At 36.6% G+C, this 25,784-nt stretch carries 21 protein-coding genes; 9 read left to right on the plus strand and 12 right to left on the minus strand.

Annotation, left to right across the window (positions count from 1 at the left end; translation table 11 throughout):
• Positions 1-8: 8 nt before the first annotated feature.
• From nhaA to hemA, 5 genes are all read right to left on the minus strand, one after another.
• Positions 9-1,310: a Na+/H+ antiporter NhaA gene (nhaA, locus tag JF259_RS05430; protein WP_199114265.1), complete on the minus strand. Its 1,302-nt coding sequence runs from the start codon at positions 1,308-1,310 to the stop codon at positions 9-11.
• Positions 1,311-1,313: 3 nt separating this feature from the next.
• Entirely contained in the window at positions 1,314-2,066 is a 753-nt protein-coding gene (locus tag JF259_RS05435; protein ID WP_199114266.1) for an EI24 domain-containing protein, read from the minus strand.
• Complete coding sequence (gene hemE, locus JF259_RS05440) at positions 2,059-3,084, minus strand: uroporphyrinogen decarboxylase (RefSeq protein WP_199114268.1); 1,026 nt, start codon at positions 3,082-3,084, stop codon at positions 2,059-2,061. The genes JF259_RS05435 and hemE overlap by 8 nt, the downstream gene beginning before the upstream one ends.
• 74 nt (positions 3,085-3,158) lie before the next feature.
• Complete coding sequence (gene hemC / locus JF259_RS05445) at positions 3,159-4,736, minus strand: hydroxymethylbilane synthase (RefSeq protein ID WP_199114278.1); 1,578 nt, start codon at positions 4,734-4,736, stop codon at positions 3,159-3,161.
• Complete coding sequence (gene hemA / locus JF259_RS05450; protein WP_199114280.1) at positions 4,729-5,994, minus strand: glutamyl-tRNA reductase; 1,266 nt, start codon at positions 5,992-5,994, stop codon at positions 4,729-4,731. The genes hemC and hemA overlap by 8 nt, the downstream gene beginning before the upstream one ends.
• Positions 5,995-6,182: 188 nt before the next feature.
• On the opposite strand from hemA, the gene JF259_RS05455 reads away from it, so the two are divergent.
• From JF259_RS05455 to JF259_RS05480, 6 genes are all read left to right on the plus strand, one after another.
• Positions 6,183-7,082, plus strand: coding sequence for a helix-turn-helix transcriptional regulator (locus JF259_RS05455; protein WP_199114282.1), 900 nt, complete (start codon positions 6,183-6,185; stop codon positions 7,080-7,082).
• A 69-nt stretch (positions 7,083-7,151) separates the two neighbouring features.
• Positions 7,152-8,183, plus strand: a complete 1,032-nt coding sequence (gene hemH / locus JF259_RS05460; RefSeq protein ID WP_199114284.1) for a ferrochelatase — start codon at positions 7,152-7,154, stop codon at positions 8,181-8,183.
• Complete coding sequence (locus tag JF259_RS05465; protein WP_199114286.1) at positions 8,183-9,544, plus strand: MATE family efflux transporter; 1,362 nt, start codon at positions 8,183-8,185, stop codon at positions 9,542-9,544. Before hemH ends, JF259_RS05465 begins: the two co-directional genes overlap by 1 nt.
• A 14-nt stretch (positions 9,545-9,558) precedes the next feature.
• Positions 9,559-10,107, plus strand: a complete 549-nt coding sequence (locus JF259_RS05470; RefSeq protein ID WP_199114288.1) for a CopD family protein — start codon at positions 9,559-9,561, stop codon at positions 10,105-10,107.
• 123 nt (positions 10,108-10,230) lie between these two features.
• Entirely contained in the window at positions 10,231-11,688 is a 1,458-nt protein-coding gene (locus JF259_RS05475) for a sensor histidine kinase (RefSeq protein ID WP_199114290.1), read from the plus strand.
• A 31-nt stretch (positions 11,689-11,719) separates the two neighbouring features.
• Positions 11,720-12,502 carry an enoyl-CoA hydratase/isomerase family protein gene (locus JF259_RS05480; RefSeq protein ID WP_199114292.1) on the plus strand — a complete coding sequence of 261 codons (783 nt, stop codon included), beginning with the start codon at positions 11,720-11,722 and terminating at the stop codon, positions 12,500-12,502.
• Between the two features lie 100 nt (positions 12,503-12,602).
• Here JF259_RS05480 and JF259_RS05485 read toward each other — a convergent pair whose 3' ends face one another.
• Positions 12,603-14,948, minus strand: coding sequence for a hypothetical protein (locus tag JF259_RS05485; protein WP_199114294.1), 2,346 nt, complete (start codon positions 14,946-14,948; stop codon positions 12,603-12,605).
• A 117-nt stretch (positions 14,949-15,065) separates the two neighbouring features.
• Here JF259_RS05485 and JF259_RS05490 point away from each other — a divergent pair, with 117 nt between their 5' ends.
• The gene (locus JF259_RS05490; protein ID WP_199114296.1) at positions 15,066-15,539 is read left to right on the plus strand and encodes a regulatory protein RecX; all 474 of its coding nucleotides are present in this window, start codon (positions 15,066-15,068) and stop codon (positions 15,537-15,539) included.
• A 79-nt stretch (positions 15,540-15,618) separates the two neighbouring features.
• Here JF259_RS05490 and JF259_RS05495 read toward each other — a convergent pair whose 3' ends face one another.
• The 3 genes from JF259_RS05495 to bioB form a co-directional block, all read right to left on the minus strand.
• Entirely contained in the window at positions 15,619-16,110 is a 492-nt protein-coding gene (locus tag JF259_RS05495) for a DUF6646 family protein (RefSeq protein WP_199114298.1), read from the minus strand.
• Between the two features lie 27 nt (positions 16,111-16,137).
• On the minus strand, positions 16,138-17,001 hold the full coding sequence (locus JF259_RS05500; RefSeq protein ID WP_199114300.1) for a cupin-like domain-containing protein: 864 nt from the start codon (positions 16,999-17,001) through the stop codon (positions 16,138-16,140).
• A 214-nt stretch (positions 17,002-17,215) separates the two neighbouring features.
• Positions 17,216-18,310, minus strand: a complete 1,095-nt coding sequence (bioB, locus tag JF259_RS05505; RefSeq protein WP_199114302.1) for a biotin synthase BioB — start codon at positions 18,308-18,310, stop codon at positions 17,216-17,218.
• Positions 18,311-18,478: 168 nt separating this feature from the next.
• Between bioB and JF259_RS05510 the strand changes: the two genes are divergently transcribed.
• Positions 18,479-19,930 carry a sensor histidine kinase gene (locus JF259_RS05510; RefSeq protein WP_199114304.1) on the plus strand — a complete coding sequence of 484 codons (1,452 nt, stop codon included), beginning with the start codon at positions 18,479-18,481 and terminating at the stop codon, positions 19,928-19,930.
• Between the two features lie 121 nt (positions 19,931-20,051).
• On the plus strand, positions 20,052-20,732 hold the full coding sequence (locus JF259_RS05515; protein ID WP_199114306.1) for a LytR/AlgR family response regulator transcription factor: 681 nt from the start codon (positions 20,052-20,054) through the stop codon (positions 20,730-20,732).
• Positions 20,733-20,812: 80 nt separating this feature from the next.
• Here the strand turns inward: JF259_RS05515 and JF259_RS05520 are convergent, their stop codons facing one another.
• From JF259_RS05520 to JF259_RS05530, 3 genes are all read right to left on the minus strand, one after another.
• Complete coding sequence (locus tag JF259_RS05520; RefSeq protein ID WP_199114308.1) at positions 20,813-21,106, minus strand: F0F1 ATP synthase subunit epsilon; 294 nt, start codon at positions 21,104-21,106, stop codon at positions 20,813-20,815.
• A 77-nt stretch (positions 21,107-21,183) separates the two neighbouring features.
• Positions 21,184-22,692: a F0F1 ATP synthase subunit beta gene (gene atpD / locus JF259_RS05525; protein WP_199114311.1), complete on the minus strand. Its 1,509-nt coding sequence runs from the start codon at positions 22,690-22,692 to the stop codon at positions 21,184-21,186.
• 174 nt (positions 22,693-22,866) lie between these two features.
• Positions 22,867-25,674 carry a TonB-dependent receptor gene (locus tag JF259_RS05530; protein ID WP_199114314.1) on the minus strand — a complete coding sequence of 936 codons (2,808 nt, stop codon included), beginning with the start codon at positions 25,672-25,674 and terminating at the stop codon, positions 22,867-22,869.
• Positions 25,675-25,784: the final 110 nt, after the last annotated feature.

Raw genomic sequence — 25,784 nt, forward strand, 5'->3', positions numbered from 1 at the left:
ATGTTTAGTTATGTTATCTTTTGTTTTTGAAATCTTAAAATAAGGTAACCGATAACGGCTGAAATCAATGAACCTATCAGGATGCCTATTTTGGCTGAATCGATGTATATCGGACTGGAGCTAAATGCAAGCCCAGCAATAAAAATAGCCATGGTAAAACCGATGCCTGCTAAAAATGAAACGCCCAGTATTTGAAGATTGTTAATGTCTGAAGGGATGTCTATAAGCTTTAACTTTTTTGCTAGTAAAACCACTGCCGAAATACCGACACTTTTACCTAAAACCAAGCAGATGACGATGTTTATAACCAATGGCATTTCCAAAGGCACATCACTATTAAGGATCACGCCCGCATTGGCCAAGGCAAAAAATGGAATGATAAAGTAAGCTACCCAATCGTGCAAGTTATGTTCTAAGTGTTGAAGTGGCGACTGGTATTTGTTTGTCCAGTCTTCCAAATCATCAATCTCGTGTATTTGTTCTTTAGACAGGATTGGTTTTTTGGAAATAGCCGCTTGCTTAATGTTGTTCGTTATTTTTACGAGATTGTCTATAAACTCAGGCGTTTTTATTTTTTGCCTAATAGGAATGGAAAAAGCTAGTAAAATCCCGGCCAATGTAGGGTGGATACCCGCTTTAAGGAATAGTGTCCAAATAACAACCCCAAGAGTAATTGTTAAGAATTTGGAATAAAAGCCTTTAAAGGATAAAAAATACAATACAATTAGCAAAGCGATAGCTATGCCTAACAAGCTTACTTTAATAGTGCCACTATAAAATAGGGCAATAACGAGTACCGCTCCTAGGTCGTCTACAATAGCAAATGCTGTTAAAAATATTTTAAGGCTTAAAGGAACTCTTTTTCCTAAAGCATTTAAAATAGCTAAAGAGAAAGCGATGTCTGTAGCCATGGGAATGCCCCAGCCTTTAAGAGTGTCGGGGTTTTGGTTAATAAAAACAAACAATATTACTGGAATAATCATACCTCCTAGTGCGCCAAAAAGGGGGAATGCCAGTTTTTTAGTTGTGTTCAATTCGCCAATGAGGAACTCTCTTTTAATTTCTAATCCTATCAAGAAAAAGAATACGGCCATTAAACCATCATTAATCCAGAGAATTAATGGTTTATATAGTTCAAAACTCTCTGTACTAACACCTATTTTGTATTGCCAAAGAGCATTATAGCTCTCCGAAAAAGAAGAGTTAGCCCAAATTAAGGCTATGGTAGTTGCTAACAACAAAAGAATGCCACTAAAACCTTCTATTTTAACAAACTTTTGAAAAGGAGAAAGGATCGGGTTTTCAATCATGATTTAGTTGTTTTTTAATTGAAGGGCTTCAATAGTGTTTTTGGACGCAGCTGTAACCGATAAGGGTAGTACTAATATAACACCAATTATCGGAATTAATAAAAACAACATGAATATGATGCCGTTTCCAATGGCCAGCCCTCGATGGTTGCGTACAAAAGCTAAGCTTTCATTGTATTTTAAATGGCGCTCTAACGTATAGTCCATATTGCCAAAACCAGCATAGTAGGCTTGCACCAAAAAAAGCAGGAGTGTTGAAAATATACCAACTACGGGAACAAAACTTATTACCAAAATAGGAATGGTTAATAAGAGTTCCATAGCTAAGTTTCTTATATTGATTCGAATACCACGCCATAGTTGTTGGCTAAAAGTTGTGTTTCTGTGCTGGTGTTTTAATTTGGAATCTACTCCTGAAAAATGGTTTTCAATCCTTTCAGATACAGGACTCATAAATGGTGCCGACAGCGCCATAATGATGTGCTTATAAACAATAAGTCCTAGGATTATAATAAAGAAGCCACCAATAACATTGCCAATGGCAGTAAAGGTTTCTTTGCCCCATTCCCAAATCCATATTTTTGAAATGTAAAAACCGATATTATCGGATAGTCCGTATGCCGAAATACCAATTAATAAGGCGGTTATAATGCTTATAGCAATAGGAATGGTGAAAAATTTCCATAATTTGAGCTTAGACATTAAAGTAAATGCCTCAAAATATGCACTCATTCCTTTTGCAATGTTTTTAAGCATTGTATTCTTTTACAGCATCAATAAAGGCTTTGGCATGGTCTAACGGAATGTTGGGTAAAATACCATGGCCTAGGTTAACAATATATTTGTCTTTTCCGAAATCATTAATCATTTGGCGCACCATCTTTTTGATTTCAGTTGGAGGTGATAATAATCGAGTTGGATCGAAATTACCTTGTAAGGTGATGTTCCCTCCAGTTAAATAACGAGCGTTTTGAGCCGAACAAGTCCAATCAATACCTAATGCAGAAGCATTCGATTTTGCCATTTCTCCAAGCGCAAACCAGCACCCTTTTCCAAAGGCAATAACGGGAGCATCATCTTTTAGGGCTTCGATAATTTGGTTAATGTACTGCCATGAGAATTCTTGGTAATCGGTTGGCGATAACATACCGCCCCAAGAATCAAAGACCTGGACAGCATTTACGCCCGCTTTTACTTTTTCTTTTAAATAGGCAATGGTCGTGTCGGTTATTTTTTGAAGTAGTTGGTGGGCTGCTACTGGGTTTGTAAAGCAAAACTCCTTGGCTTTATCGAAGGTCTTGCTGCCTTGACCTTGCACGCAATAGCATAAAATGGTCCAGGGAGAACCTGCGAAACCAATAAGTGGGACCTCGTTGTTTAGTAATTCTTTAGTGGCTTTAATCGCTTGATAGACATAGTCTAGTTCCACGGTAACGTCTGGCACAATAACATTATCGACATCTTTTTGGTTTCGTATAGGGTTTGGAAGATAAGGTCCAAAGTTGGGTTTCATTTGCACCTCTATATTCATAGCCTGTGGAATTACTAAAATGTCGCTAAATAAGATTGCGGCATCCATACCGTATCTGCGAATGGGCTGCACCGTAATTTCACTTGCTAATTCTGGGGTGCGACAGCGCGTAAAGAAATCGTATTTTTCACGAATGGCCATAAATTCCGGTAGGTATCGTCCTGCTTGGCGCATCATCCAAACTGGTGGACGGTTTACTGTTTCCCCTTTTAAGGCCTTTAAAAATAAATCGTTTTTTATCATAATTATTTAGTTGCTGGTTATTAGTTTTAAGTTGTTGGAAAACTAATAACCAACAACCCAAAAACCATTAACTGCTATATATAATGTTCATTTACTAATTCAATTACACTTTCTACGGTTGGTACTTTGGCTATTCTAACGTCTTTAAAATGCTTTCTGGCTTCTTTTGCTGTGGTTTCACCAATACAAAAGGCGATTACCTCTTTGTTGTTCTTTTGAGCAAAACTTTCAACTGTTGATGGGCTGTAAAACATGACGCCTTCTACTGAGTCTTCTACTTTTATACCATCATACTTGGTTTGATAAGCTTCAACTTCGTTAACTTTTATATTGTTTTCGGTTAAAATTGAGGGTAAATCATCAAGCCTTAAATCACTGCAAAAATAGGTAACTTCGTTGCCTTCAATGTATTCAACGAGATAGTTGGCTAATTTTAGAGCGTTCTTCTCAGCGTGTTTAACTTTACCTATTTTGTTTTCTATCAATCGTTTTGTTCGGCGACCAACACAATAGATGTTTTTAAATTGTAGTTCTGTGGCCGAGTAATTTGTAACTAACGATTCAACAGCATTTTTGCTTGTTATAACAACATTTTGTATTTCGGATTTCAAAAAGTAAGGCGGAATTCTATTCAAACTTATTTTTACAAAATCAGAACTTTCGGCGGTTATTTTTTCATGGAATAAAAGGCGTTGGTCTTCGGTAAAGGACTTTGTTGAGTAAATATTTGTTTTACGATTGGAGTGCTTTATGTCGTCCATAAGACGTTTGCCGCCACGGTCAATAATATAGTTAGCGCAAAATGTAGCAATATCGTGATGCTTGCCTAGTTTTTCAGCGCGGGTTACATCAATTCGCTTAGAACCATCAGTACTTAACAGTACTCCTTTAAAGGTGATTTCGTCATCTTTAATTTTAGCAAGGGCCCCAATAGGAGCTGTACAACCGCCTTCAAGTTTGTTTAAGAATTCACGTTCAATGGTCGTACATATTTCTGTTTCTTCATGATTGAGTTCGTGACAAGCAGTTCTTGTTTCTTCGTCTTCCTCGAGAGCGGTAATCATGATGGCGCCTTGCGCTGGGGCAGGAATCATCCAGTCCAAATTAATGGCTTCATCTGGACGAATACCAATACGCCCTATGCCAGCCGCAGCAAAAATAGCCCCGTTCCAGTGTTCGTTATCATTAAGTTTTTGCAATCGGGAGTTTACGTTCCCTCTCAAATCCTCAATAGTATGTGTTGGGTATCTGTTTAGCCATTGTGCACGTCGGCGTAAACTACCAGTCGCAACAACGGCATGTGGAGCGCTTAAAAACTCTTCATTATTTTTAAAAACCAAGGTGTCGTTTACATTGCCGCGTTTTAAAACGGCTGCTTGCACAATGCCCTTAGGTAGAATAGTGGGAACATCTTTTAGAGAGTGTACAGCGATGTCAATATCGTGGTTTAGCATGGCAATATCCAAGGTTCTTGTAAATATGCCGGTTATCCCCAGTTCGTATAAGGGTTTGTCTAAAACTAAATCGCCTGTAGATTTTACTGGGATTAATTGTGTTTTATGACCTAATTTTTCGAGTTGTTGTTGTACTATTTTGGCTTGCCATAGCGCTAATTCGCTATCGCGCGTGCCAATTCTTATGGTTTTAGACATTTGTTGGGGTTTCTTCTTCTAACTGAAACACTTTTTTTATAAGTTCGAGACTCTCGTCGGTAGAGATATTGTCATCTTTTAAATGATGCGCAAAATGATTGGTAATCTTTTGAATGATATTATTGCTTATTAACGTTGCTTGTGCTTCATTAAAGTCTGTATTTTTTTTACGTTGTATATCCAGTTCGGCTAAGGCAAAATCAGTAAGCTTGTGCTTTAAAGCCTTTATCGTTGGTGCAAATTTACGGGTTTCCAACCAATCGCCGAATTCACTTTTTACGTCTTCAATTATAGCTTCAGCTAAGGGAATATGCTTTTTGCGATCTTCTAAAGTTTTATCGGTTATTTTTGATAAATGATCTAAATGAACTAACGATATATTGTTAAGTTCTTCAACATTGGAATCCACATTTTTAGGAATTGAAAGATCTAAAATTAGAAGTGGCTTTTTGGTTTGAATAATATGTTTGTCTATAGTAGGGTGTTGTGCTCCAGTGGCGACAATTAGGATGTCGGACTTGCTTATTTCTTCTTGTAAATTGGCATAGTCTTTAACCACTAGGTTAAATTTTCCAGCAATTTTTTCGGCCTTGTCTTTAGTTCTGTTAATTAGTGTAATGTGTTCGTTCTTGGTGTGTTTTACCAAGTTTTCACAAGTGTTTCTTCCTATTTTTCCCGTACCAAAAAGTAAAATGTTTTTATCCGATATATTATCGATGGTGTTAAAAATATATTGTACCGAAGCAAAGGATACCGAGGTTGCTCCCGAAGAAATATTGGTTTCTGTTTTAATGCGTTTACTGGCTTGAATAACAGCATTTACCAAACGCTCTGTGAATGGGTTTAATAAGCCATTCTTTTTAGATGCCTTGGCACTCGATTTTAGCTGACTTATAATTTCGAAATCACCAAGAATCTGACTGTCCAATCCAGAACCAACACGAAACATGTGAGCAATAGCATCTTTGTTTTTGTATATGTAGGCAACTTTTTGAAATTCTTCAATGGTCCCCCTTGTATTGTCACACAGTAATTGGATTAATTGAAACGGGTGTTGTGCAAAACCGTAAATCTCTGTTCGGTTACAGGTAGAAGTGACTACTAAACTTTCAATGTCGTTTTCTTTAGCTTGGTTAAGTAAAGCGCGTTTGGCGTCTTCATCTAAACTAAAATGACCTCTAATTTCAGCATCGGCCTTTTTATAGCTTAAACCTATGGCGTAAAAGTAGTTACTTCTTGATATGTTGTACTTTTGCATTGTAAATTGGAATTGCAAAAACAAAAATATAGGGATAGTCGTGAAAAAAATAACGCTAGAAGAACTTTTAGTGTCGTTTGTGGTTTTTTAAGGGTTTTTTTAAATAATATATGATAAAAGTCATATTTTTGCACTAAATCCAAGTGTTTTAAACCAATCAATTTAGAATAAATCTAAATAATTAGTGTATGAAAGCTGCAGGTGGTACTTCAAAAAATGTCGCTCAAAGTTCTTTTGAGGAAACTCAGGTTGACGATGGGTTTTTGGTCTTTACCTTTAAAAATGAAAGAGACAAGCCGCAAGGCATTGTTAGAGATATAAATAGCGATTATATTCAATTTCATTTTTGTGTAAAAGGGTTGAGTGCTTTTGTTTTTAATGAAGGACGTTATACTTTGAAGATACAAGAAGAAAATTCACTACTACTATACAATCCGCAACGTGATTTGCCTATTAATCTGGAAGTGAGCCCTAATTCTTGGGTTGTATCTATTTTAATATCCATAAAAAAGTTCCATGGATTATTTTCGCAAGAAGCAGATTATATTTCGTTCCTAAATGAAGACAATAGGGACAAAAAATATTATAAAGAAGGCACAATTTCGCCTTCGATGGCTATTGTTTTGAATCAGTTAATCAACTACAATTTAAATCAATCTATAAAGCCTATTTATTTTAAGGGAAAAGCGTACGAGTTGTTGAGCCTTTATTTTAACAGAAGTGAGGATGCCGATATTGAGCAGTGCCCATTTTTAGTAGATGAGACCAATGTGATTAAAATTAGGAAAGCAAAAGATATTGTAGTAGCCCGTATGGCAGAGCCTCCAAGCCTACAAGAGCTTGCCGATGAAATTGGCTTGAATATCAAGAAGTTAAAAGAGGGTTTCAAGCAAATTTATGGCGATTCGGTATTCAGTTTTTTGTTTGATTACAAAATGGAAGTTGCTCGAAAATTATTGGAATCGGGAGAAAATAATGTAAACGAAGTTGGGCATAAAGTGGGATATAGTACGGCAAGCCATTTTATAGCAGCATTTAAAAAGAAATACGGGACGACACCTAAAAAATATATAATGTCGTTATCATAAGCGGATTTATATAGGAACCTTTTGAGTTACAGTTCAATCGGTTTGTGTTATATTATTTAAAATAATTAAATGAAAGGAATTTTACTTGTAAACCTCGGGTCTCCAGATAGTCCAGAGCCAAAAGATGTTAAGCGATATCTGGGAGAGTTTTTAATGGATGAGCGTGTTATTGATATACCGTTGGTGGCCAGAACGGCACTTGTTAAGGGGATTATTTTAAAAACGCGACCCAAAGCATCGGCAGCTGCCTATAAAAAGATATGGTGGGAAGAAGGCTCTCCGCTTATTGTACTTTCTGAAAGGCTCAGGGATAAAATTCAAAAACAAGTAGATGTGCCCGTGGCTTTGGCCATGCGTTATGGCAGTATGACCATTAAAAAAGGGCTTCAGCAGTTGGTTGATAAAGGTGTAGATGAGGTATTGTTGTTTCCTTTGTATCCTCAATTTGCTATGGCTACAACCGAAACCATTACGGTGTTGGCAGAAGAGCTTAGACAAGATTGTTTTCCTGGTTTGAAAATAACATCGGTGCCAGCATTTTACAATAAAGCAGATTATATTGAAGTGCTTTCCAACTCCATAAAGAAGTATTTAGAAGGTAAAGACTACGAGCATTTGCTGTTTTCATACCATGGTGTGCCAGAGCGGCACATTCGTAAAAGCGATATTACCAAGTCACATTGTAAGATCGACAACAGTTGCTGTATAACACCATCAAAAGCGCATGAGTTTTGTTATAGGCATCAGTGTTTGGAAGTAACCAAATTAGTGGCAGAAAAGCTCCAGTTTAAAGAAGGCTCGTTTTCTACATCCTTTCAGTCGCGTTTAGGGTTCGATCCTTGGTTGCAACCCTATACAGATAGAACGATAGAGCGCTTAGGTAAGCAAGGTGTAAAAAACATGGCAATCGTAACGCCAGCATTTGTTAGTGATTGCTTAGAAACTTTGGAAGAGATCGCTATGGAAGGGCAGGAAATTTTTCATGAAATGGGAGGTGAAAACTTTATTACCATTCCTTGCTTAAACGATGATAGTGAGTGGGTTGCTTTATTGTCTAAATGGATAAATGACTGGGCAGTAAAAGAAACAATTACTGTGTAATGGCTAAAGTTTCGTCGCAAGATCTTGGAACACAGCCTATAGGAAAGCTGCTTGTAAAGCAAGCAGTGCCTGCTTCCATTGGTATTTTGGTCATGTCCCTAAATATCTTAATCGATACTATTTTTGTAGGTAGGTGGATAGGTTCGGTAGCTATTGCGGCGATTAATGTCGTGTTACCGGTATCTTTCTTTATCGCTGCTTTGGGAATGGCTATTGGTGTTGGAGGGTCTTCAATTATTTCGAGGGCACTGGGAGCAGATAATAAAAAGAAAGCGCTTAAAACGTTTGGAAATCAGCTTACTCTAACGTTGCTGTTAACGGTGGCGATGGTTGTTTTAGGTTTGTGGTTTGTTGATTCGCTCATCCCGCTATTTGGAGGGAAAGGCGCTATTTTTAAACCAGCTAAGATATACTATGTTATTGTATTGTATGGTGTACCTTTTTTAGCCTTGTGCATGATGGGTAATACGGTTATTAGGGCAGAGGGCAAGCCTAAATTTGCTATGTACGCTATGATGATTCCATCGGTTAGTAATTTGTTGCTAGACTATATTCTAATAAAGGTTTTGGATTTTGGAATGGAAGGGGCCGCTTGGGCAACAACGGTGTCCTATCTTATTTGTTTTATTTTTATAGTTTGGTTTTTTTCTTCGAAACATTCAGAGTTAAAGCTAAATTTCAATCATTTTGGGCTTAATGTGTCCATTGTAAAAGAAATAAGTTCTTTAGGTTTTGTTACACTAGCAAGGCAGGCAGTTGTTAGTATTACCTACTTGTTTATGAACAATATTTTATTTAACCTAGGAGGAGAAACATCGGTAACGGCTTATGCAATTGTTGGTAGGATGCTCATGTTTGCTATGTTTCCAGTTCTAGGAATTACCCAAGGCTTTTTGCCTATTGCGGGCTATAATTATGGCGCAGGAAATTTTAAAAGGGTTCGGGAAATTATCAATACGGCCATAAAGTATGCAGCGGTTTTAGCAACTTTTGTTTTTGTTGTGTTGATGGTTTTTCCAGAAGCTATAACGCGTTTATTTACTACCGATCCTGCTGTTATTGAACAAACGCCGAGTGATATGCGTTGGGTGTTTGCTGCCACGCCTATTATAGCGGTTCAACTTATAGGTGCCGCATATTTTCAGGCGATTGGTAAGGCTAAGCCTGCACTTTTGTTAACTTTACTAAGACAAGGTGTTTTCTTTATTCCGCTTATTTTAATTTTGCCCATGTTTTGCGGTGAGCTGGGCGTGTGGATGTCGTTTCCAATATCCGATATTCTTGCAACAGTGGTAACTGCCTATTTTTTGAATAGGGAAATAGTAAAAAACCTAAAACCAAAAATAGATTTGTTGGATTAAAAACTTTTTAAATTATGGCCTATTATTACTACATTAAAGCCTTTCACCTAATTTTTGTTATTACATGGTTTGCAGGATTGTTTTATATTCCTAGGTTATTTGTGTATCAAATTGAAGCTTTTCATAAGCCATCGCCAGATAAGGAAATTTTAGGAAAACAGTTAAAGTTAATGGCTAAGCGGTTGTGGTATATTATCACATGGCCTTCGGCCATACTGGCAACCCTGTTTGCTGTTTGGTTACTTATTTTGCAACCTTATTTTTTAGAACAGGCTTGGATGCAAGTAAAATTGGGTTTTGTGTTGTTGTTGTTAATTTATCATTTAAAAACACACCAATATTTTAAACAGTTGCAAGCGGGAGTGGTTAAAAAATCATCCAGTTTTATGCGCATCTGGAACGAAGGAGCCACATTTATTTTATTTGCGGTTGTATTTTTGGTTATTTTAAAGAGTGCTATTAACTGGATATATGGTATTGTGGGGATTTTGGTTTTGGGAGTGCTTATCGTGCTTGGCTTTAAAATATATAAAAATATTCGAGCAAAAAATCCGGAAGTATAAAAGTCCAATTCTAAAATCCAATAGAGTTTACTCTAATTTCTGGGTTTGCTTTTTTAAATCTGCCTTAGGCTGTTTGGTTTGATTATTGCTATATTTAGCCTGTCCTTAAATGTTTGGAACGCAATGAAAATTAGAAAGCTATCTTTACGTAATCGTATTTTTTTAGCGATGATATTGCTGGTATTGCTGGCCTCCATCCTTATCTCTGCCGTAGCTATTTACCAATATAAGGAAGAACGCGAAGATTATCATAAGGATCGATTAAAGCGTAAAGAGGAAAATATTCAAACTCACATAAAAAGTGTTCTTAACTCTAGGCAAAACACCTGGGAGGTTAAAACGGAGAATATTCCAATAATTTTTAAGGAAGCCATTTATACCATAGCAGATATTCATAAGCTTCAAATTAATTTATATGATTTGGAAGGGGGCTTGTTAATTTCAACACAAGCAGATTTGAATAAGGACATTGAAAATCAATGTCTGGATGCCGAGGTGTTAAACGATATTTCCAATACTGCCGAACATCGCTTTGTAGATAAGCATGAAAAAAATGGAGAAACATTCCAGTCGTCGTATACGTATATCACCGATCAAAAGTCGAAGAACTTAGCCATATTAAATTTGCCCTACTTAGAAAAGGATGATTTTCTTGTTAAAGAATTAGAGGAGTTTTTAAAGCGTATAGGTTATGCTTTTCTACTGGTTTTAATCATGGCGATTGTTATTGCCTTTTTGCTGTCTAAATACATTACCAAATCATTAAAGACCATTAGTGATAAAATTAATGCCACGCGATTGGAAAAGAGTAATGAGAAAATAGATATTAACGATACAAGTGAAGAGATTACCGCCTTGGTTAATTCCTATAACAGTATGATTGATGAACTTGAAGAAAGTGCTGTAAAATTAGCGACAAGTGAAAGGGAACAAGCTTGGAGGGAAATGGCAAAACAGGTAGCCCATGAGATCAAGAACCCGTTGACTCCCATGCGTTTAACTGTGCAAAATTTTCAGCGAAAGTTTGATCCAAACGATGAAAGTATTCACCAAAAGCTAGAAGAATATAGCAAAACCTTAATTCAGCAAATCGATACCATGAGTTCTATAGCATCGGCTTTTTCAACATTTGCAAAAATGCCTGCGCAAAAGAATGAAACTTTAAACGTGGTTGAAATTGTAAAACTGGCGTTGGATATTTTTAATGAAGACTATATTGTATTTAATGCGGCATCAGATGATATCATAGCAAAATTTGATAGAACACAGCTTATACGAGTTGTTACCAATCTTGTTAAAAACAGTATTCAATCCATGCCTGATAATATAATTCCTCGAATTGTTATTACTGTAGAAGCTAATCAGAAAGATGTGATGATTACCGTGGCAGATAACGGGACTGGGGTATCTGAAGAGAATAAGCATAAGATATTTGAGCCTAAATTTACAACGAAGACTAGCGGAATGGGATTGGGGCTTGCTATGGTTAAGAATATTGTTGAAACTTATAACGGTACTATTTCGTTTGTATCTCAAAAGGATAAAGGAGCTACTTTTAAAGTAAGGTTTCCCAAGGAGTAATTTAGCTTCATTGAATGTTTAAATTGAAATTATGGACTACAATAATATTATATATCAAGAAGAAGAAGGAGTCGTTATTATAACGATTAATAGATCAAATAAGTTAAATGCTTTAAACAAGCTCACAATAGAAGAACTCAGAAGCGCGATAGAGTATGCTAATCTTGATAAAAATGTTAAAGTTGTTATTATCACGGGAAGTGGTGAAAAAGCCTTTGTTGCCGGTGCCGATATTAGCGAGTTTGCAAATTTTAGCACGGCTCAAGGGGCAGAGCTTGCCGCTAAGGGGCAAGCAATGCTGTTCGATTATATTGAGAATTTGACAACACCGGTTATAGCGGCCATTAATGGTTTTGCGCTTGGTGGTGGCCTGGAATTAGCTATGGCGTGTCATTTTAGAGTGGCGAGCGATAATGCTAAAATGGGACTTCCAGAGGTGTCTTTGGGGGTTATTCCTGGTTATGGTGGTACGCAGCGTTTACCACAGCTAATAGGTAAAGGGCGTGCTATGGAACTCATTATGACTGCAGGAATGATAGATGCTAATCAGGCACTAAACTATGGTTTGGTTAATTATGTAACAACACAGGAAGCACTTTTGCCGCTTTGTGAAAAAATTGCAGCTAAAATAATGCGTAATTCTTCGGTGGCTATAGGTGCCGCAATTAAAGCAATTAATGCAAATTATAAAGATGGCATAGATGGCTTTAAAATTGAGATTGAAGCTTTTGGAAAAAGTTTTGGAACGGCCGACTTTAAGGAGGGGACTACTGCTTTTTTGGAAAAACGGAAAGCAGATTTTTCCGGGGAATAATTTTAAGTTAGAAATAGTGTTAACGCAATTTCTGGTTGTTCAGGAATTTAATCTGATTAATAAATACCTGAGTTCAAATTTAAAATCGCATAGGTGTAGTTTAGTTTTTCACTATTTTTTTAGTAACGATATCGCCGTTGGAAAGTTCAAGTTTAACAACATAAATAGTCTTTTTGTTTAATTGGACATTACGTGACCTAAGGGCCATGGGATCTTTTAAGTGGTATAATTGGCGTCCATGAAGATCGAAAATTTGCATCGATCTTATAGTAATGGATTCAGGTGTGTTAAAGGAAAACCGACCGTTGCCTGATGATAGCACCTTAATTGCGGCTTTGCCGTTATGGGGTGAACTGTTCCTTTTTGGCCTGGACTTAAATACAATTTCAAAGCGCTTATTAAATACGCCCTTTTCGGATGTAAATAGGTAATTGGACTCCGATAGGTTATGTAGTTTGTTAAGCAGCTTATCTTTCAAGTAAATGTTATGGTTCTGTAAAAAGGCACCTTTCAATTTGGTAATGGATAGTTTGTAAAGTGTAGTTGTATTAATGTTTGTGCTAAAACCTAAAGCAATTATTTCGTTTCTGTTTAAACTTTTAAGCGCTTTACCTTGAATGGTAAATCTTTTATTGCAGTTTTTAATGGTGGTATATAATGTGGCGGGAGCTCGTTTAGAAGAGAATTTAGGAGCATCATAATAGGAGCCGTCATCATAGTCGGATGCGCCATTTAAGTAACTTACAAGCACTTGGCTGAAAATACCACTATCAGAGGTTAGGTCAATCCATAATTTGTTTGGTCTGTCCTTGTTTTTCTTGTTCGATGTTTTAAAGAATTGGCCGTTACTGCTCCCATTAGCAATTCGCATGGTATTGTTAAAGTTAATTTCTCCTTCTTTAATATTACCGTTCGTATTGATTACTGTTCCTGAGTTTGAATAGCTAACAAAGAAACCTTGACAAGACGGTATAGTGCGGTTGGGAGCCACGCCATCGCCACCAGCCGTTTCCCCACTGCCGTTTATGATGGCATAATCTGAATTAGAAAAGTTAAACGCTTGATTGCCATTGTTGGTTGAAGAGGGCGCGGTATTTTGCGACCAAAGATAAACAGCACCGTCAATACTGCTGTTTGCTGCTAAAAAGGAATCGGCATCAATGGCCGAAGGATAGGGGTTTCCGACCAAATTCCAATTCGTGTCGCTTAATTCAGAATCGTTTCTGTAAATGGGAACGGTTATATTGCCATTATTAAAAGGCCCGGAGAATTCATATTCAAACTGGTGCGGTGGGGACGACATTTCTGAGTCAAAAAGTGTTTTGGAATGTGTGCTAATATAGCCAACCCCAGGGGTCATATTGGTTGAATCGGTTGCCAGTTGCCAATCATCCCCGTTATCATCAATATCATCTTGACCACTTGTTGCTGAATTATCATTGTTTGTTTCCTTGGTGGCATCCAGATAGTTTTGGGCATTGAAATAAAAGCGTCTGTCTGGCTGGGAACCACCCAATGCCGCACCTATGGTTTCTCCAGATACGGGGGCGCTCCAATAAGTGTATTCGTACCATGCATTTATAGGTGCCGTTTCTTTTTCTACTTTAACAGAGCCGGTTACCGTAACATTGCCATCACTGTTGTTTTGTATAACAGCGCCCTGCGATTTTACTATAATGTTACCATCTACAGTAATATCGTTTTCGACTTCTATATAAGTGGAGTTGTTGACCGTAAGTGTTGAACCTGAATTAACAGTAAGGTTACAGGCACTAAAATTACCGTTAACTGAAGTGTTATAGTCGCCATCCATTATAGTCGTTGTAGAAATATCCGGAGCTCCATTGTCCCATGACGATCCGCCCCAAGTGGTTGTGGTCGACGGTGAAACGCTGCCGTTAAAAGTGAAATCATTAATACTGTATGTGCCATTACCGTTAGTTGCCCCCCATGCATATATTCTAAAAGTTATAGTAGCGTTGATGTTTTGGAACTCAGATCCTGTTAAATCTATTGTAGATAAGGTTTCTGTTAATCCTGTTGTAGGAGATCCGATACTGGAAGTATAGCCATCAATACTGCTTCTAACCTCAATAGACAAGGGGCCTAAGAGCGAGGTTTGACTATTAAATACAAAGCTTGTAAAATCTATTTCATAACAAGCATTGGGAGAAATAGTAATATAAAAATAATCGTTTGCGTTATAAAGGAGTTCCCAGCTTCTTGCATTGTATCTGTCATTGGTTGTAACCCCAGGTGGATTTAAACCTGATCCTCGACCAATACCAGATCCCGTAATATTGGTATCTATGGTTTCTCCTGTTGTGTATGGATTATTGTTGCTTGGATCTGTATCTGTAATTGGGTTTGTATAAATACTTTGTCCTTTAAGAATTGAAAAGAAAAATATAAATAAGGTTGATATATAGATCTGCAATCTCTTCATTGTAGGATAAATATATTAATAATATAATTTAAATCCTACATATTGTGTGATTTTGATTGAAAGTCAGCTATTTATGAAATTGATTGGTAATCTGTAATTTGTTTATATTTTTGGCTAATGCAACAAAAAAGAACATACACGTTAGAGGAGGCTATCAAGAAGTTGGAACATTATTGTGCTTATCAGGAGCGCTGTCATAAAGAGGTTAGGCAAAAGTTAAAAGATATGCGTATGATTCCAGAAGTTATCGACCATATTATGGTCCATTTAATTAATCATAATTTCTTAAACGAAGAACGTTATGCCAAGGCTTATGTACAGGGAAAATTTCGAATAAAAAATTGGGGAAAACGACGCTTAATTTTAGAGTTAAAGAAAAGGGATATAACAAACCGAAATATAGAATTAGCGATTAGCGAAATAGATGATAGCGTATATCATGAAAGATTTAATGATTTAGCTAAAAAGTATGTTTCGACCATAAAAGAAACGAACGTTTTAAAGAAAAAAAAGAAACTGGTAGATTATTTATTATATAGAGGTTGGGAGTCGTATTTGGTATACGAAAAAGCGAATGAACTTATTGGGTGAATTATAGGGATAAAGAGTATGAGGGTTTTCAATATTTTTCAAGCAAAGGAAAAGGTATTAAAATACTTCAGTGCAATGCTTATAAGTTAAAACAAGCTCCAAGATTAATCGTAAACTGATTGTGTAATTTTTCGGCAGGCGTTAGGGTCTCGGTTTTATATTTAGCAAAGGGTGTATTTAATTCGGTGTAAATGCCAAAACCATCAGTAAAAAAGTAACGCATCCCTAAATGGCCTCCAAAGTTTTTAAGACTAATATTTAATCCAGGATAAATATCAAAGTTTTCATCAATAGTGATAACATTACCCAGATTAGCATTAAAGCGTGCCTTAATGTCAAAACGATCAATAAAATTAGCTTCCAAACCCTCATCTATATTTAAGGCATACGTAGAAGAAAATCCAAAGGAAATATTTTCTCCCATACCAAAATCATAACTTACATTTACTCCCGTAGCTGTATTTTGAAAATTGGCTCCAACTTGAAATTTGTTGTCGCCACTTCCAATAAAAACTTGGGCATTACCGATTGATACAATAAGTAAAGAAATTATTAAGATTAGCTTTTTCACGTGTTTTAATTTTTAAAAGTTAAGTTTTTATTTGAAGGTCTTATGCGCTCTAATAATAGCCTGTTCGTTTTTCCAATCTATCCATTTCTGACCTTTTAAACGGCGCATGGCATTATCATAGTTTCTCATAATAACAATGTTATAAATAGCCATAGCAAAACGTTTTGGGTTTCTTGCAATGGCACGTAAGCTCATGGAAAAACCTGGTGTTATATAGCGCATATAATGCCAATAACCTTCGGGCATGTACAGTACTTCTCCGTGCTTGAGTTCTGTTTTGTAACCTCTGGCATTTTTTAATAAGGGCCATTTTTCAAAATCAGGATTGTTAAAGTCAATATCTTCACGCGTAATTAATGAGTGGGGTATTTTGTATAAATAATCATTTTGATTCTGATCGAAAAGGATACATTGCTTTGTGCCTTCAAAATGAAAATGGAAAATATTGGCCAGGTCAATATCGTAGTGCATAAAAGTATGCGAATCGCGACCTCCAAAGAATAACATGGGCAAACCTTTCATGAGTTTTAAACCAAAATCGGGAAAGGAAAAATCGTTTTGAAGTTGTGGTACTTCCTTAAGAATGTTCCAAAGGAAAATGCGGTATTTGGTAGGTTCACTTTTTAACAGATCAATATACTCGGCCATTTTCATTTTAAAATGGGGTTCGTTAAAGCCATCTTTATAATCTACAGGTCTGTCGTCGTACAGCGGAACAATTTTTTTCCCTGCAATAGCCTTTATGTAATCCAAATTCCATTTGGAATATGCAGGCCAGTCTTCAATAAAACGCTCAATCACCACAGGTTTTTGTGGTTTAAAGTAGTGTTTTGTAAAATCCTCTTTTGTAATGGTTTTAACACGAGGAATATCTTGTAAGTTTAGAGGCAATATGGATGTTATTTAGTTAACCAAAGTTAAGAAAACGTTATGTAATTTAAAATAGTATTTTGGCGTTCCCTTTTAGGTCGGGCTTTCCGTTATATCTTTTAATTGGCAGCTTCGAGAACTTCAGCTACCAATTAAAAGGATGTCACTGCAATCCCTAACGCAAAAAAGTAATTCTGTTTAAATCAATAAGATTCTTGCCTTATTGAACACACATTTACTTAATTGCTTTTGCTTTCTCTTTTGCAAGTTCATTACGCTCAATGGTATGATCTGGGCGTGTCCATTTAGGTTTTTCACCCAGAGCTTGGTATTGAGAATCGTTGGCCTCTATTGTTTGTGGTTGCACTTTCTTTGTAAAAGGTTTTTGCGGATTCAAACCTAATAACTCAAACATTTTCATGTCTTCGTTAACATCAGGATTAGGTGTTGTTAACAGTTTATCGCCTGCAAAGATGGAGTTAGCACCAGCAAAAAAGCACATAGCCTGTCCCTCACGGGTCATTTGGGTACGTCCGGCGCTCAATCTTACCTGTGTTTCTGGCATAACAATACGCGTGGTAGCTACCATGCGTACCATGTCCCAAATAGATACCGGTTCCTGGTCTTCTAAAGGTGTTCCTTCTACTGCAACCAAAGCATTAATGGGTACCGATTCTGGTTGTGGGTTTAAGGTTGACAAAGCAACTAGCATGCCAGCGCGGTCTTCTGTTTTTTCTCCCATACCAATAATACCACCACTGCAAACCGTTACATTTGTTTTGCGTACGTTGTCGATAGTATCCAAACGATCTTGATACCCTCGCGTGGAGATAACTTCTTTATAATATTCTTCCGATGAATCTAAGTTGTGGTTATAAGCATACAGTCCGGCCTCGGCCAAACGTTTGGCCTGGTTCTCTGTAAGCATGCCCAATGTACAGCATACTTCCATATCCAATTTGTTAATGGAGCGTACCATTTCGAGTACCTGATCGAACTCTTCACCATCTTTTACATTACGCCAAGCCGCTCCCATACATACACGGGAACTTCCACTTTCTTTGGCACGTAGGGCCTGGGCTTTTACTTGTTGTAGAGACATGAGGTCGTTACCTTCAATATTGGTATGGTAACGCGCTGCTTGCGGACAATACCCACAGTCTTCCGAACAGCCACCGGTTTTAATGGACAATAAAGTACTTACTTGGACCACATTAGGGTCGTGGTGTAGCCTGTGTACGGTTGCTGCTTCGTAAAGCAATTCCATAAAAGGTTTGTTGTATATTTCCAGAATTTCTTCTTTGGTCCAGTTATGTCTTGTTGCGCTCATACTCAGATAAATTTTTAGCAAAAGTAAGTATTATGCCTAATAAACGTGTAGCGTTGTCTTATAAATTTAACTTTAAAAGTTCGTTTTATAACGCCAATAGGCTAAATTGTAACATAGTTTTTTTTAAGTCTTAAAGGGACTATAGGTTTGCTTTAAAATTATAAACTTATGGATATCTCAACATTTTTTAGACCCAAGTATAAGATTGCAATTCATCTAATAGCTATTGCTGCTACAATTATGAGTATTGTTGTAACACTTGAAGGTTGTGAAAGAACAGAGGAAGCAAGTCCTTTATGTATAAACTTAATTGCAACATTAGTGTTTAATATGGCAATTTATTTTTTGGCATTTATACTATTCCCTTTATTAGTTAAAAATTGGAAGAAATATGTTATTTTAGCTGTTGTTTTTTTGATCGTTTATTCCTTTACCCTAGGCTGGTTAAGAGCTTTATCTTTAAGTGGAGTAACTTACTTCAAAGACATTTTTTCAAGTATACCACTGAAATACCTAGACTTTGACTACACGTTTCGTTCATTTATGACCATCATACCGATGGGAGTTTTATCGTGGTTATATTTCATGTTTGTTATGGATTGGGAAAAATTAAAAGCTTCTTTTTTTAAAGAGAATATTGAAAGGACAGTTAATATCACCGTTGTTATTTTGATTATAACATATACTTCCATTATGCCCCAAGGAGACAGTAGTGAAGAAGTACTATATATTACAGCTTTTATAATTTTTTTCTATATCAATACTTTTTTTATCACACCTATTTTGATTAAGGATAAAAAGAAACAAAAGTTTTTAGCCGCTTCACTTTTATGGTTTTTGATGTTGTACAGTATGTTTTTTTTAATTCTTTATCTTGCTTCAAATTCATTAGGGAAAGAGTTTGTAGATAGAACTTTTTTATCACCTTCTCATGCCTTTAGAATGATTGTTATTCTTTTAGCTCCAATTTTTTTAATATCATTTATTTACGGGTACATCAGAATTAAAATCAAAAACCAGGATATAAAACTCGGAGCCAAAGACTCCGAACTCCAACTCTTAAAATCACAGGTCAATCCGCATTTTTTGTTTAATACCTTAAACACTTTGTATGCGACTGCTCTGGAGGAAAAGGCAGATAGAACTGCTGAAAGCACTGCAAAGTTGGCAAGTCTAATAAGGTATATGCAAGAAGATATTAATAAAGCTTTTATTCCGTTGGAACATGAAATAGGCTATTTAAAAGATTATATTGCTATTCAAAAGCTGCGTTGTGCCGTAGAACCGCAAATAGACACCCAATTTACCAATATAGAAAATCATGAAATAAGTCCGGGGTTGTTGATTCCCTTTGTGGAAAATGCGTTTAAATATGGAATAGATCCATCTGCGCCATCATCTTTAAAAGTATCGGTTATTTGTAATGAAAATACCATTAATTTCGAATGTGTAAACAGTTATAATGATGCTTTTAAAACCTATTATAAAGAACAAGGTTTTGGTATTGGCATTAAAAATGCCCGACAACGCCTGGGGTTGGTTTATCCCAAAAAGCATACTTTTGAATTGGTTAAAGAGAGTAATGTATTTTCTGTGAAAATTAGTATTAAAACAAAATAATGTTTAACCAAAAATATAAACGTCATTACGAAGGAGGGACGACTGAAGTAATCTGTTAGATATGAAGCTTATGCCAGAGATTGCCGCGTCGTTCCTCCTCGCAATGACAAATGAACAACTAATGATAACAGCCATTGCCATAGACGACGAACCCAAGGCCGTACAGGTCATTCAACACCATGTGTCAAAAATTGATAGTTTAGAGCTTATTGCCCATTTTTACAATGCGCGGGATGCTCTACAATTCTTAAGGCAAAACCCTGTCGACTTGATGTTCTTGGATATCAATATGCCGCACATGTCCGGTCTGGAATTACTGGATGGTTTACAATCTAAGCCCCAGATTGTTTTTACCACAGCCTATAGTGAGTTTGCTGTGGACAGCTATGCTTACAATGCGGTTGATTATCTATTAAAACCGTTTGAATTTGATCGTTTTCAGATAGCAATCCATAAAGTGGAAGCGCGTTTAGCGAGTTTAAAGCAACAAAATCAATTCTTTTTTATAAGAGATGGCTTTAAAAACATAAAAGTTGAATTTGAAACTATTTTATTTGTTAAAGGAGCTGGTAATTATTTAGATATTACTACTAAAGACAAGGTGTTTTCACCGCGTATGACCTTTATGGAGTTAGTTGCTAAATTACCGGCATCACAGTTTGTAAGAGTGCATCAATCCTTTATGGTTAATATTTCTGAAATTAATAAAATTGAAAACAACCATGTTTACATTGATGGTCAAAAAATAGCCATTGGTAACCGTTATAAAGAGGTGCTTTTTAAACGGTTAAACTTGATGTGAAATAAGTCTGGGTGGCCAAAAAAAGAAAATCGTCTAGAAAGTTATTTCTAGACGATTTTTTATATTCTATGTTTAAAATTTTAGTCGGCTAAAACAATAACTTTATTATCTTTCATCTCAATGGTTCCAGAATCGATCTTAACCGTCAATATTTTTTTGTCCTCTTTAAGAGGAACTAATCTTGCATGTAAATCGTCAAACTCCAAATGACTTTGATTGTGCGTTTTTATTTTAATTGTTCCTGATTTTAGAAGCGATACAATGGGAGCGTGATTATTTAACATTTCAAACTCGCCATTAACTCCAGGGACAACCAGAGAATCTACTTCCGAACTAAATAAAGTTGCTTCTGGTGATACAATTTCTAAATACATATTTTATCAGTATTAAGTATTCAGTATCAGTACACAGTTGCATTACTGCAAACTGCTACTGCAAACTGTATACTATTTTAAGCTTCAGCTAACATTTTTTCTCCAGCCTCAATAGCTTCTTCGATAGTTCCTTTAAGGTTAAACGCTGCTTCAGGTAAGTGATCTAATTCACCGTCCATAATCATGTTAAATCCTTTTATCGTTTCTTTAATATCTACTAATACTCCTGGGATACCTGTAAATTGCTCTGCAACGTGGAAAGGTTGCGATAAGAAACGTTGCACACGTCTCGCACGACCTACAGCCATTTTATCCTCTTCAGAAAGCTCTTCCATACCAAGGATAGCGATAATGTCTTGTAGTTCTTTATAACGTTGCAATAACTCTTTTACGCGTTGTGCGCAATCGTAATGCTCATTTCCTAAGATATCGGCAGTTAAAATACGAGAGGTAGAATCTAACGGATCTACCGCAGGATAAATACCGAGCTCGGCAATTTTACGGGATAATACTGTTGTAGCATCTAAGTGAGCAAATGTTGTTGCCGGTGCAGGGTCGGTTAAATCATCAGCAGGTACATAAACCGCTTGTACAGATGTAATCGAACCTTTTTTGGTAGAAGTAATACGTTCCTGCATAGCACCCATCTCTGTTGCCAACGTAGGTTGGTATCCTACCGCAGAAGGCATACGTCCTAATAATGCCGATACCTCAGATCCTGCTTGTGTAAAACGGAAAATGTTATCTACGAAGAAAAGAACATCTTTTCCTTGTCCGTCTCCAGCACCATCACGGAAATATTCCGCAATTGTTAAACCAGATAGGGCTACACGTGCACGTGCTCCAGGAGGTTCGTTCATTTGTCCGAATACGAAAGTAGCTTTCGAATCTTTCATCTTAGATTTATCAACTTTAGATAAATCCCATCCGCCTTCTTCCATAGAGTGCATAAAGTCATCACCATATCTAATAATACCCGACTCAAGCATTTCTCTTAAAAGGTCATTTCCTTCACGCGTTCTTTCTCCAACACCTGCAAATACAGATAAACCACCGTGACCTTTTGCAATATTGTTGATCAACTCTTGAATTAATACTGTTTTACCTACTCCAGCACCACCAAATAATCCAATTTTACCTCCTTTAGCATAAGGCTCAATAAGGTCGATTACTTTAATACCTGTAAATAAAACTTCTGTTGAAGTTGATAAGTCTTCAAATTTAGGAGCTTGACGGTGAATTGGTAAACCAGCTTCTCCAGCTTTTGGTAAATTTCCAAGACCATCAATAGCATCTCCAATAACATTAAACAAACGACCGTAAATATCATCACCAATAGGCATTTGTATAGGCGCACCAGTTGCTGTAACTTCGGTGCCTCTACTCAAACCATCAGATGAGTCCATAGCGATAGTACGAACAGTATCCTCACCAATATGAGATTGTACTTCTAGTACTAGAACAGAACCGTCGGGTCTTTTAATTTCTAATGAATCGTAAATTTTTGGAAGTTCAGAACCAGAGCCGAATTCAACATCGATAACCGGACCTACTATTTGTGCAACTTTACCTGTAACTTTAGACATTACTTATGTGTTTAATATTATGCAATTTAATTGTACGAAAACAGTTTTGGTTTTCGCGTGCAAAGATATATTTTTTAATTTAAAAAGAAAGTTGTTTTAAAGCTTTTTTGATATAAAAAAACACCTTGAAATTCAAGGCGTTTTATGATTGTTAATTAATTAGAGAAAATTAAGTTAATTGTTGATCGTCCAGGAAATAAAATATTGAGAGCCAATAAACGGCGAACCTATTGCGCTTTGAAATTCTTTTCCTCCTAAATTAGTTCCTCCAACTTTAAATACCGACTTCATAGATGGTATTGTATAGTTTATTTGAGCATCAACAACTGTTCTCGATGGAATGACCGCATTGGCGATACTTGCTTGCCATAAGTATTCATCGCTCCAGCGAGCGTTAATGTTAAAACCAAAATTTTTGAATAATTGGGAGTTTCCTAGAGACACTTTTATTTTGTGTTCTGGTGTATTGAATCCAGCACTAAAATCAGGATCTGAAGCTTGGTCGAAATCTAGTTTGGCATAAGTATAGTTAACTCCAAAATCGTAGTCTTTGGCTATTTTTGTTGAAAGACCTACAACACCTCCGTAAGAATTAACATCTGCTGATGAGTTTGTAAATACGTTGAAAATTTGAACATTTCCTCCTGCAACATCCAGTACACCAGTCGCATCATTCACAGATCCCGTTTTTGGAGTAACAACAAGTTTTTCTGCTATAAAATTGTTATAGGTACTGTAGTAAGCATTAAAATCTACGGTAAAAATTCCCAGTTTACCACGATATCCAACATCAAAAGCGGTAACTTTTTCTTGTTCTACCAATGGTGTTATACCAGTACCACGTACAGGCATTAATTGTGTTGTGCCACCACTCGCCTGAAAAGCAAGTACAGAAGACAGGGTGTAAGAATTAAAGTAGGCATCTCTTCCCGTTAAATCTGTATTAGGCAAGTCTCTGTCTAGATTGTCTGGAGCAGCACCTACCAAAATAGCCCTGCTTACATCAAAGCCAATAAATAGCGCTTGTGTGTGTGGGTTTCTAAAACCTGTTTGGAAGGATGCTCTAAAGTTATGTTCTTTGTTCTCACCTGCTGAATATCCTAAAGAAAGCCTTGGTGAATGCCTTGGGTCAAAAAATTCATTTTTGTCAAGACGAAGTGAGGCTGTAATTTTTAACCGATCGTCCATTAATTTTTTTATACCTTGAATATAAGCACCATATTCATGGTAATCTATAGATCCATCATAATCTGTGAAGACACTACCGCTTGAGTTTAACGAATATTCTCTATAAGAACCTCCAATTTGTAAATCCATAACATTGTTTAACAGGTCTTTAAAGTTGTAGTTGCCTTCTCCAATATGCATTTTGGTGTTGTCTACTAATTTCGAACCAGTGGTTACATCGGGATCAGAAGTTACCTTGTTGAAAAGTGCTTTAAATTCGGGACTTCCCGGTTGTGGCGTAAAGTTTGTGTCTGCAAAAACCCTTGCGCCAGCATGGATTTGGGATTGTGTAGCGGGGTCATTTGGGTTCCCGCCTCCGGCAAGTATTTGTCCAGCCCCTTGTGCATAAGCAGCGGCGTAAGCTCCAAACCACTGAGTAGCCCCAACCTTATTCATGTTAATACCAGTAAAACGCATATCGTATGAGTTACCCGCGTTTTCAATTGTTGTGTAACCTCTTAGAAAAAAGTTATCACCTTTAAACTCTAATTTGTGCTGCTGTAAATCAAAGTCCTTAATAGCATATCTATTTGCACCTTGGTAAATAGAAGAGCCTTTACCTATTTTTGAGCTTAAAACAATTTCTGTGTTGTCGCCAAAGGGTCTGTAGTTTAGAGTGAAATATGCTTTTATACTTTCTGCCTTATAGTCTGTTAAATCGGATTCTCTGTATCCGGTGCGGGCAACATTAACTTCTGGAACTAACATACTGGCACCAGGAGGGAGTATGCCTCCAGCTTCCAATTGTTGAGCCACTTGGTTTAAGTTAAGGCCATTGGCTGCTAAAGAGACTTCGTCTCCATATATGTTTAGTCCGTCATGCGCTGGTCCCGACCTAAAAGGTTGTATGGCATCTGCAGTCCCAACAGGTCCCAATGTATATTGGTTGTTGTCTGAAGCATACCAATCGGTACCTCTCATATAAGAGAATGAAGCTTTTGCGGCAAATTTATCACTAAAAACATGTGCTGCTCGAACGCCAAAATCGTGAAATTGATTGTCACCTGCTTCGTCCTGTACGGTCAATCCTGTTTTATAGTAGGCACTTACGCCATGATAATCAAAAGGGTTCTTGCTAGTCATAAATAGAATACCATTAAAGGCATTGGCACCATAAAGAGCAGAAGAAGCTCCTGGTAATATTTCAACACTATTAATATCAAGCTCACTAAGACCAAGAATGTTGCCTAATGCAAAGTTTAATCCGGGCAATGCATTATCCATGCCGTCTACTAACTGAACAAAACGGGTATTGGCATAGGTTGCAAATCCTCGTGTATTTACTGAGTTAAAAGTTAAACTGCCTTGATGAACATCTACACCTTTTAAGTTTTCTAAACTTGTATAGAAGTTGGGTGAGGAAGCAAATTTAATATCTTTAATGTCGAACCGTTCAATAGTTACAGGAGATTCTCTAACACTTTCTGGTGTTCTTGATGCCGAAATAACTATTTCATCAAGTTTGTTTCCTTCATTTAATATGAAATCCACAGTCTGGTTATTTGCGGTTACTTCTTGAATTGCAGTTTCGAATCCAACACTACTTGCTTGAACTGAAAAGGGAGGGGTTTCATTTGTTGTAAGTATAAAGTTTCCGTCAAAATCCGAAACAGTACCTGTTGAGGTTCCAATTATTACGATATTAACACCGGGAATTGGTTGGTTGTTGTCGTCGACAACAGAACCTTTTACGGTAGTTTGCGACAAGCAAAATCCGCTAAAAAAAAATGCTAAAATTGGGAGAATTGTTTTCATTTATTATAGAATTAGTCAATTTCAAAAAAATGATGTACACTTAATAGTGCATATAAAAATATAAAAAAAATTATGCGCGCATAGTAAAATTGATATAAATCAATTAGTTT

The organism is Snuella sedimenti, from assembly GCF_016428595.1.
Classification (GTDB): domain Bacteria; phylum Bacteroidota; class Bacteroidia; order Flavobacteriales; family Flavobacteriaceae; genus Snuella; species Snuella sedimenti.

Excerpts from the sequence above, each read along its gene's own strand:
- JF259_RS05510 (WP_199114304.1), top strand. The coding sequence starts at position 18,479 with ATGGATATCTCAACATTTTTTAGACCCAAGTATAAGATTGCAATTCAT.
- JF259_RS05515 (WP_199114306.1), top strand. The coding sequence starts at position 20,052 with ATGATAACAGCCATTGCCATAGACGACGAACCCAAGGCCGTACAGGTC.
- JF259_RS05480 (WP_199114292.1), top strand. The coding sequence starts at position 11,720 with ATGGACTACAATAATATTATATATCAAGAAGAAGAAGGAGTCGTTATT.
- JF259_RS05490 (WP_199114296.1), top strand. The coding sequence starts at position 15,066 with ATGCAACAAAAAAGAACATACACGTTAGAGGAGGCTATCAAGAAGTTG.
- hemH (WP_199114284.1), top strand. The coding sequence starts at position 7,152 with ATGAAAGGAATTTTACTTGTAAACCTCGGGTCTCCAGATAGTCCAGAG.
- JF259_RS05530 (WP_199114314.1), bottom strand. The coding sequence starts at position 25,674 with ATGAAAACAATTCTCCCAATTTTAGCATTTTTTTTTAGCGGATTTTGC.
- JF259_RS05485 (WP_199114294.1), bottom strand. The coding sequence starts at position 14,948 with ATGAAGAGATTGCAGATCTATATATCAACCTTATTTATATTTTTCTTT.
- JF259_RS05465 (WP_199114286.1), top strand. The coding sequence starts at position 8,183 with ATGGCTAAAGTTTCGTCGCAAGATCTTGGAACACAGCCTATAGGAAAG.
- nhaA (WP_199114265.1), bottom strand. The coding sequence starts at position 1,310 with ATGATTGAAAACCCGATCCTTTCTCCTTTTCAAAAGTTTGTTAAAATA.
- bioB (WP_199114302.1), bottom strand. The coding sequence starts at position 18,310 with ATGAGCGCAACAAGACATAACTGGACCAAAGAAGAAATTCTGGAAATA.
- hemC (WP_199114278.1), bottom strand. The coding sequence starts at position 4,736 with ATGTCTAAAACCATAAGAATTGGCACGCGCGATAGCGAATTAGCGCTA.
- hemE (WP_199114268.1), bottom strand. The coding sequence starts at position 3,084 with ATGATAAAAAACGATTTATTTTTAAAGGCCTTAAAAGGGGAAACAGTA.
- hemA (WP_199114280.1), bottom strand. The coding sequence starts at position 5,994 with ATGCAAAAGTACAACATATCAAGAAGTAACTACTTTTACGCCATAGGT.
- JF259_RS05470 (WP_199114288.1), top strand. The coding sequence starts at position 9,559 with ATGGCCTATTATTACTACATTAAAGCCTTTCACCTAATTTTTGTTATT.
- JF259_RS05455 (WP_199114282.1), top strand. The coding sequence starts at position 6,183 with ATGAAAGCTGCAGGTGGTACTTCAAAAAATGTCGCTCAAAGTTCTTTT.
- JF259_RS05435 (WP_199114266.1), bottom strand. The coding sequence starts at position 2,066 with ATGCTTAAAAACATTGCAAAAGGAATGAGTGCATATTTTGAGGCATTT.
- JF259_RS05475 (WP_199114290.1), top strand. The coding sequence starts at position 10,231 with ATGAAAATTAGAAAGCTATCTTTACGTAATCGTATTTTTTTAGCGATG.
- atpD (WP_199114311.1), bottom strand. The coding sequence starts at position 22,692 with ATGTCTAAAGTTACAGGTAAAGTTGCACAAATAGTAGGTCCGGTTATC.
- JF259_RS05520 (WP_199114308.1), bottom strand. The coding sequence starts at position 21,106 with ATGTATTTAGAAATTGTATCACCAGAAGCAACTTTATTTAGTTCGGAA.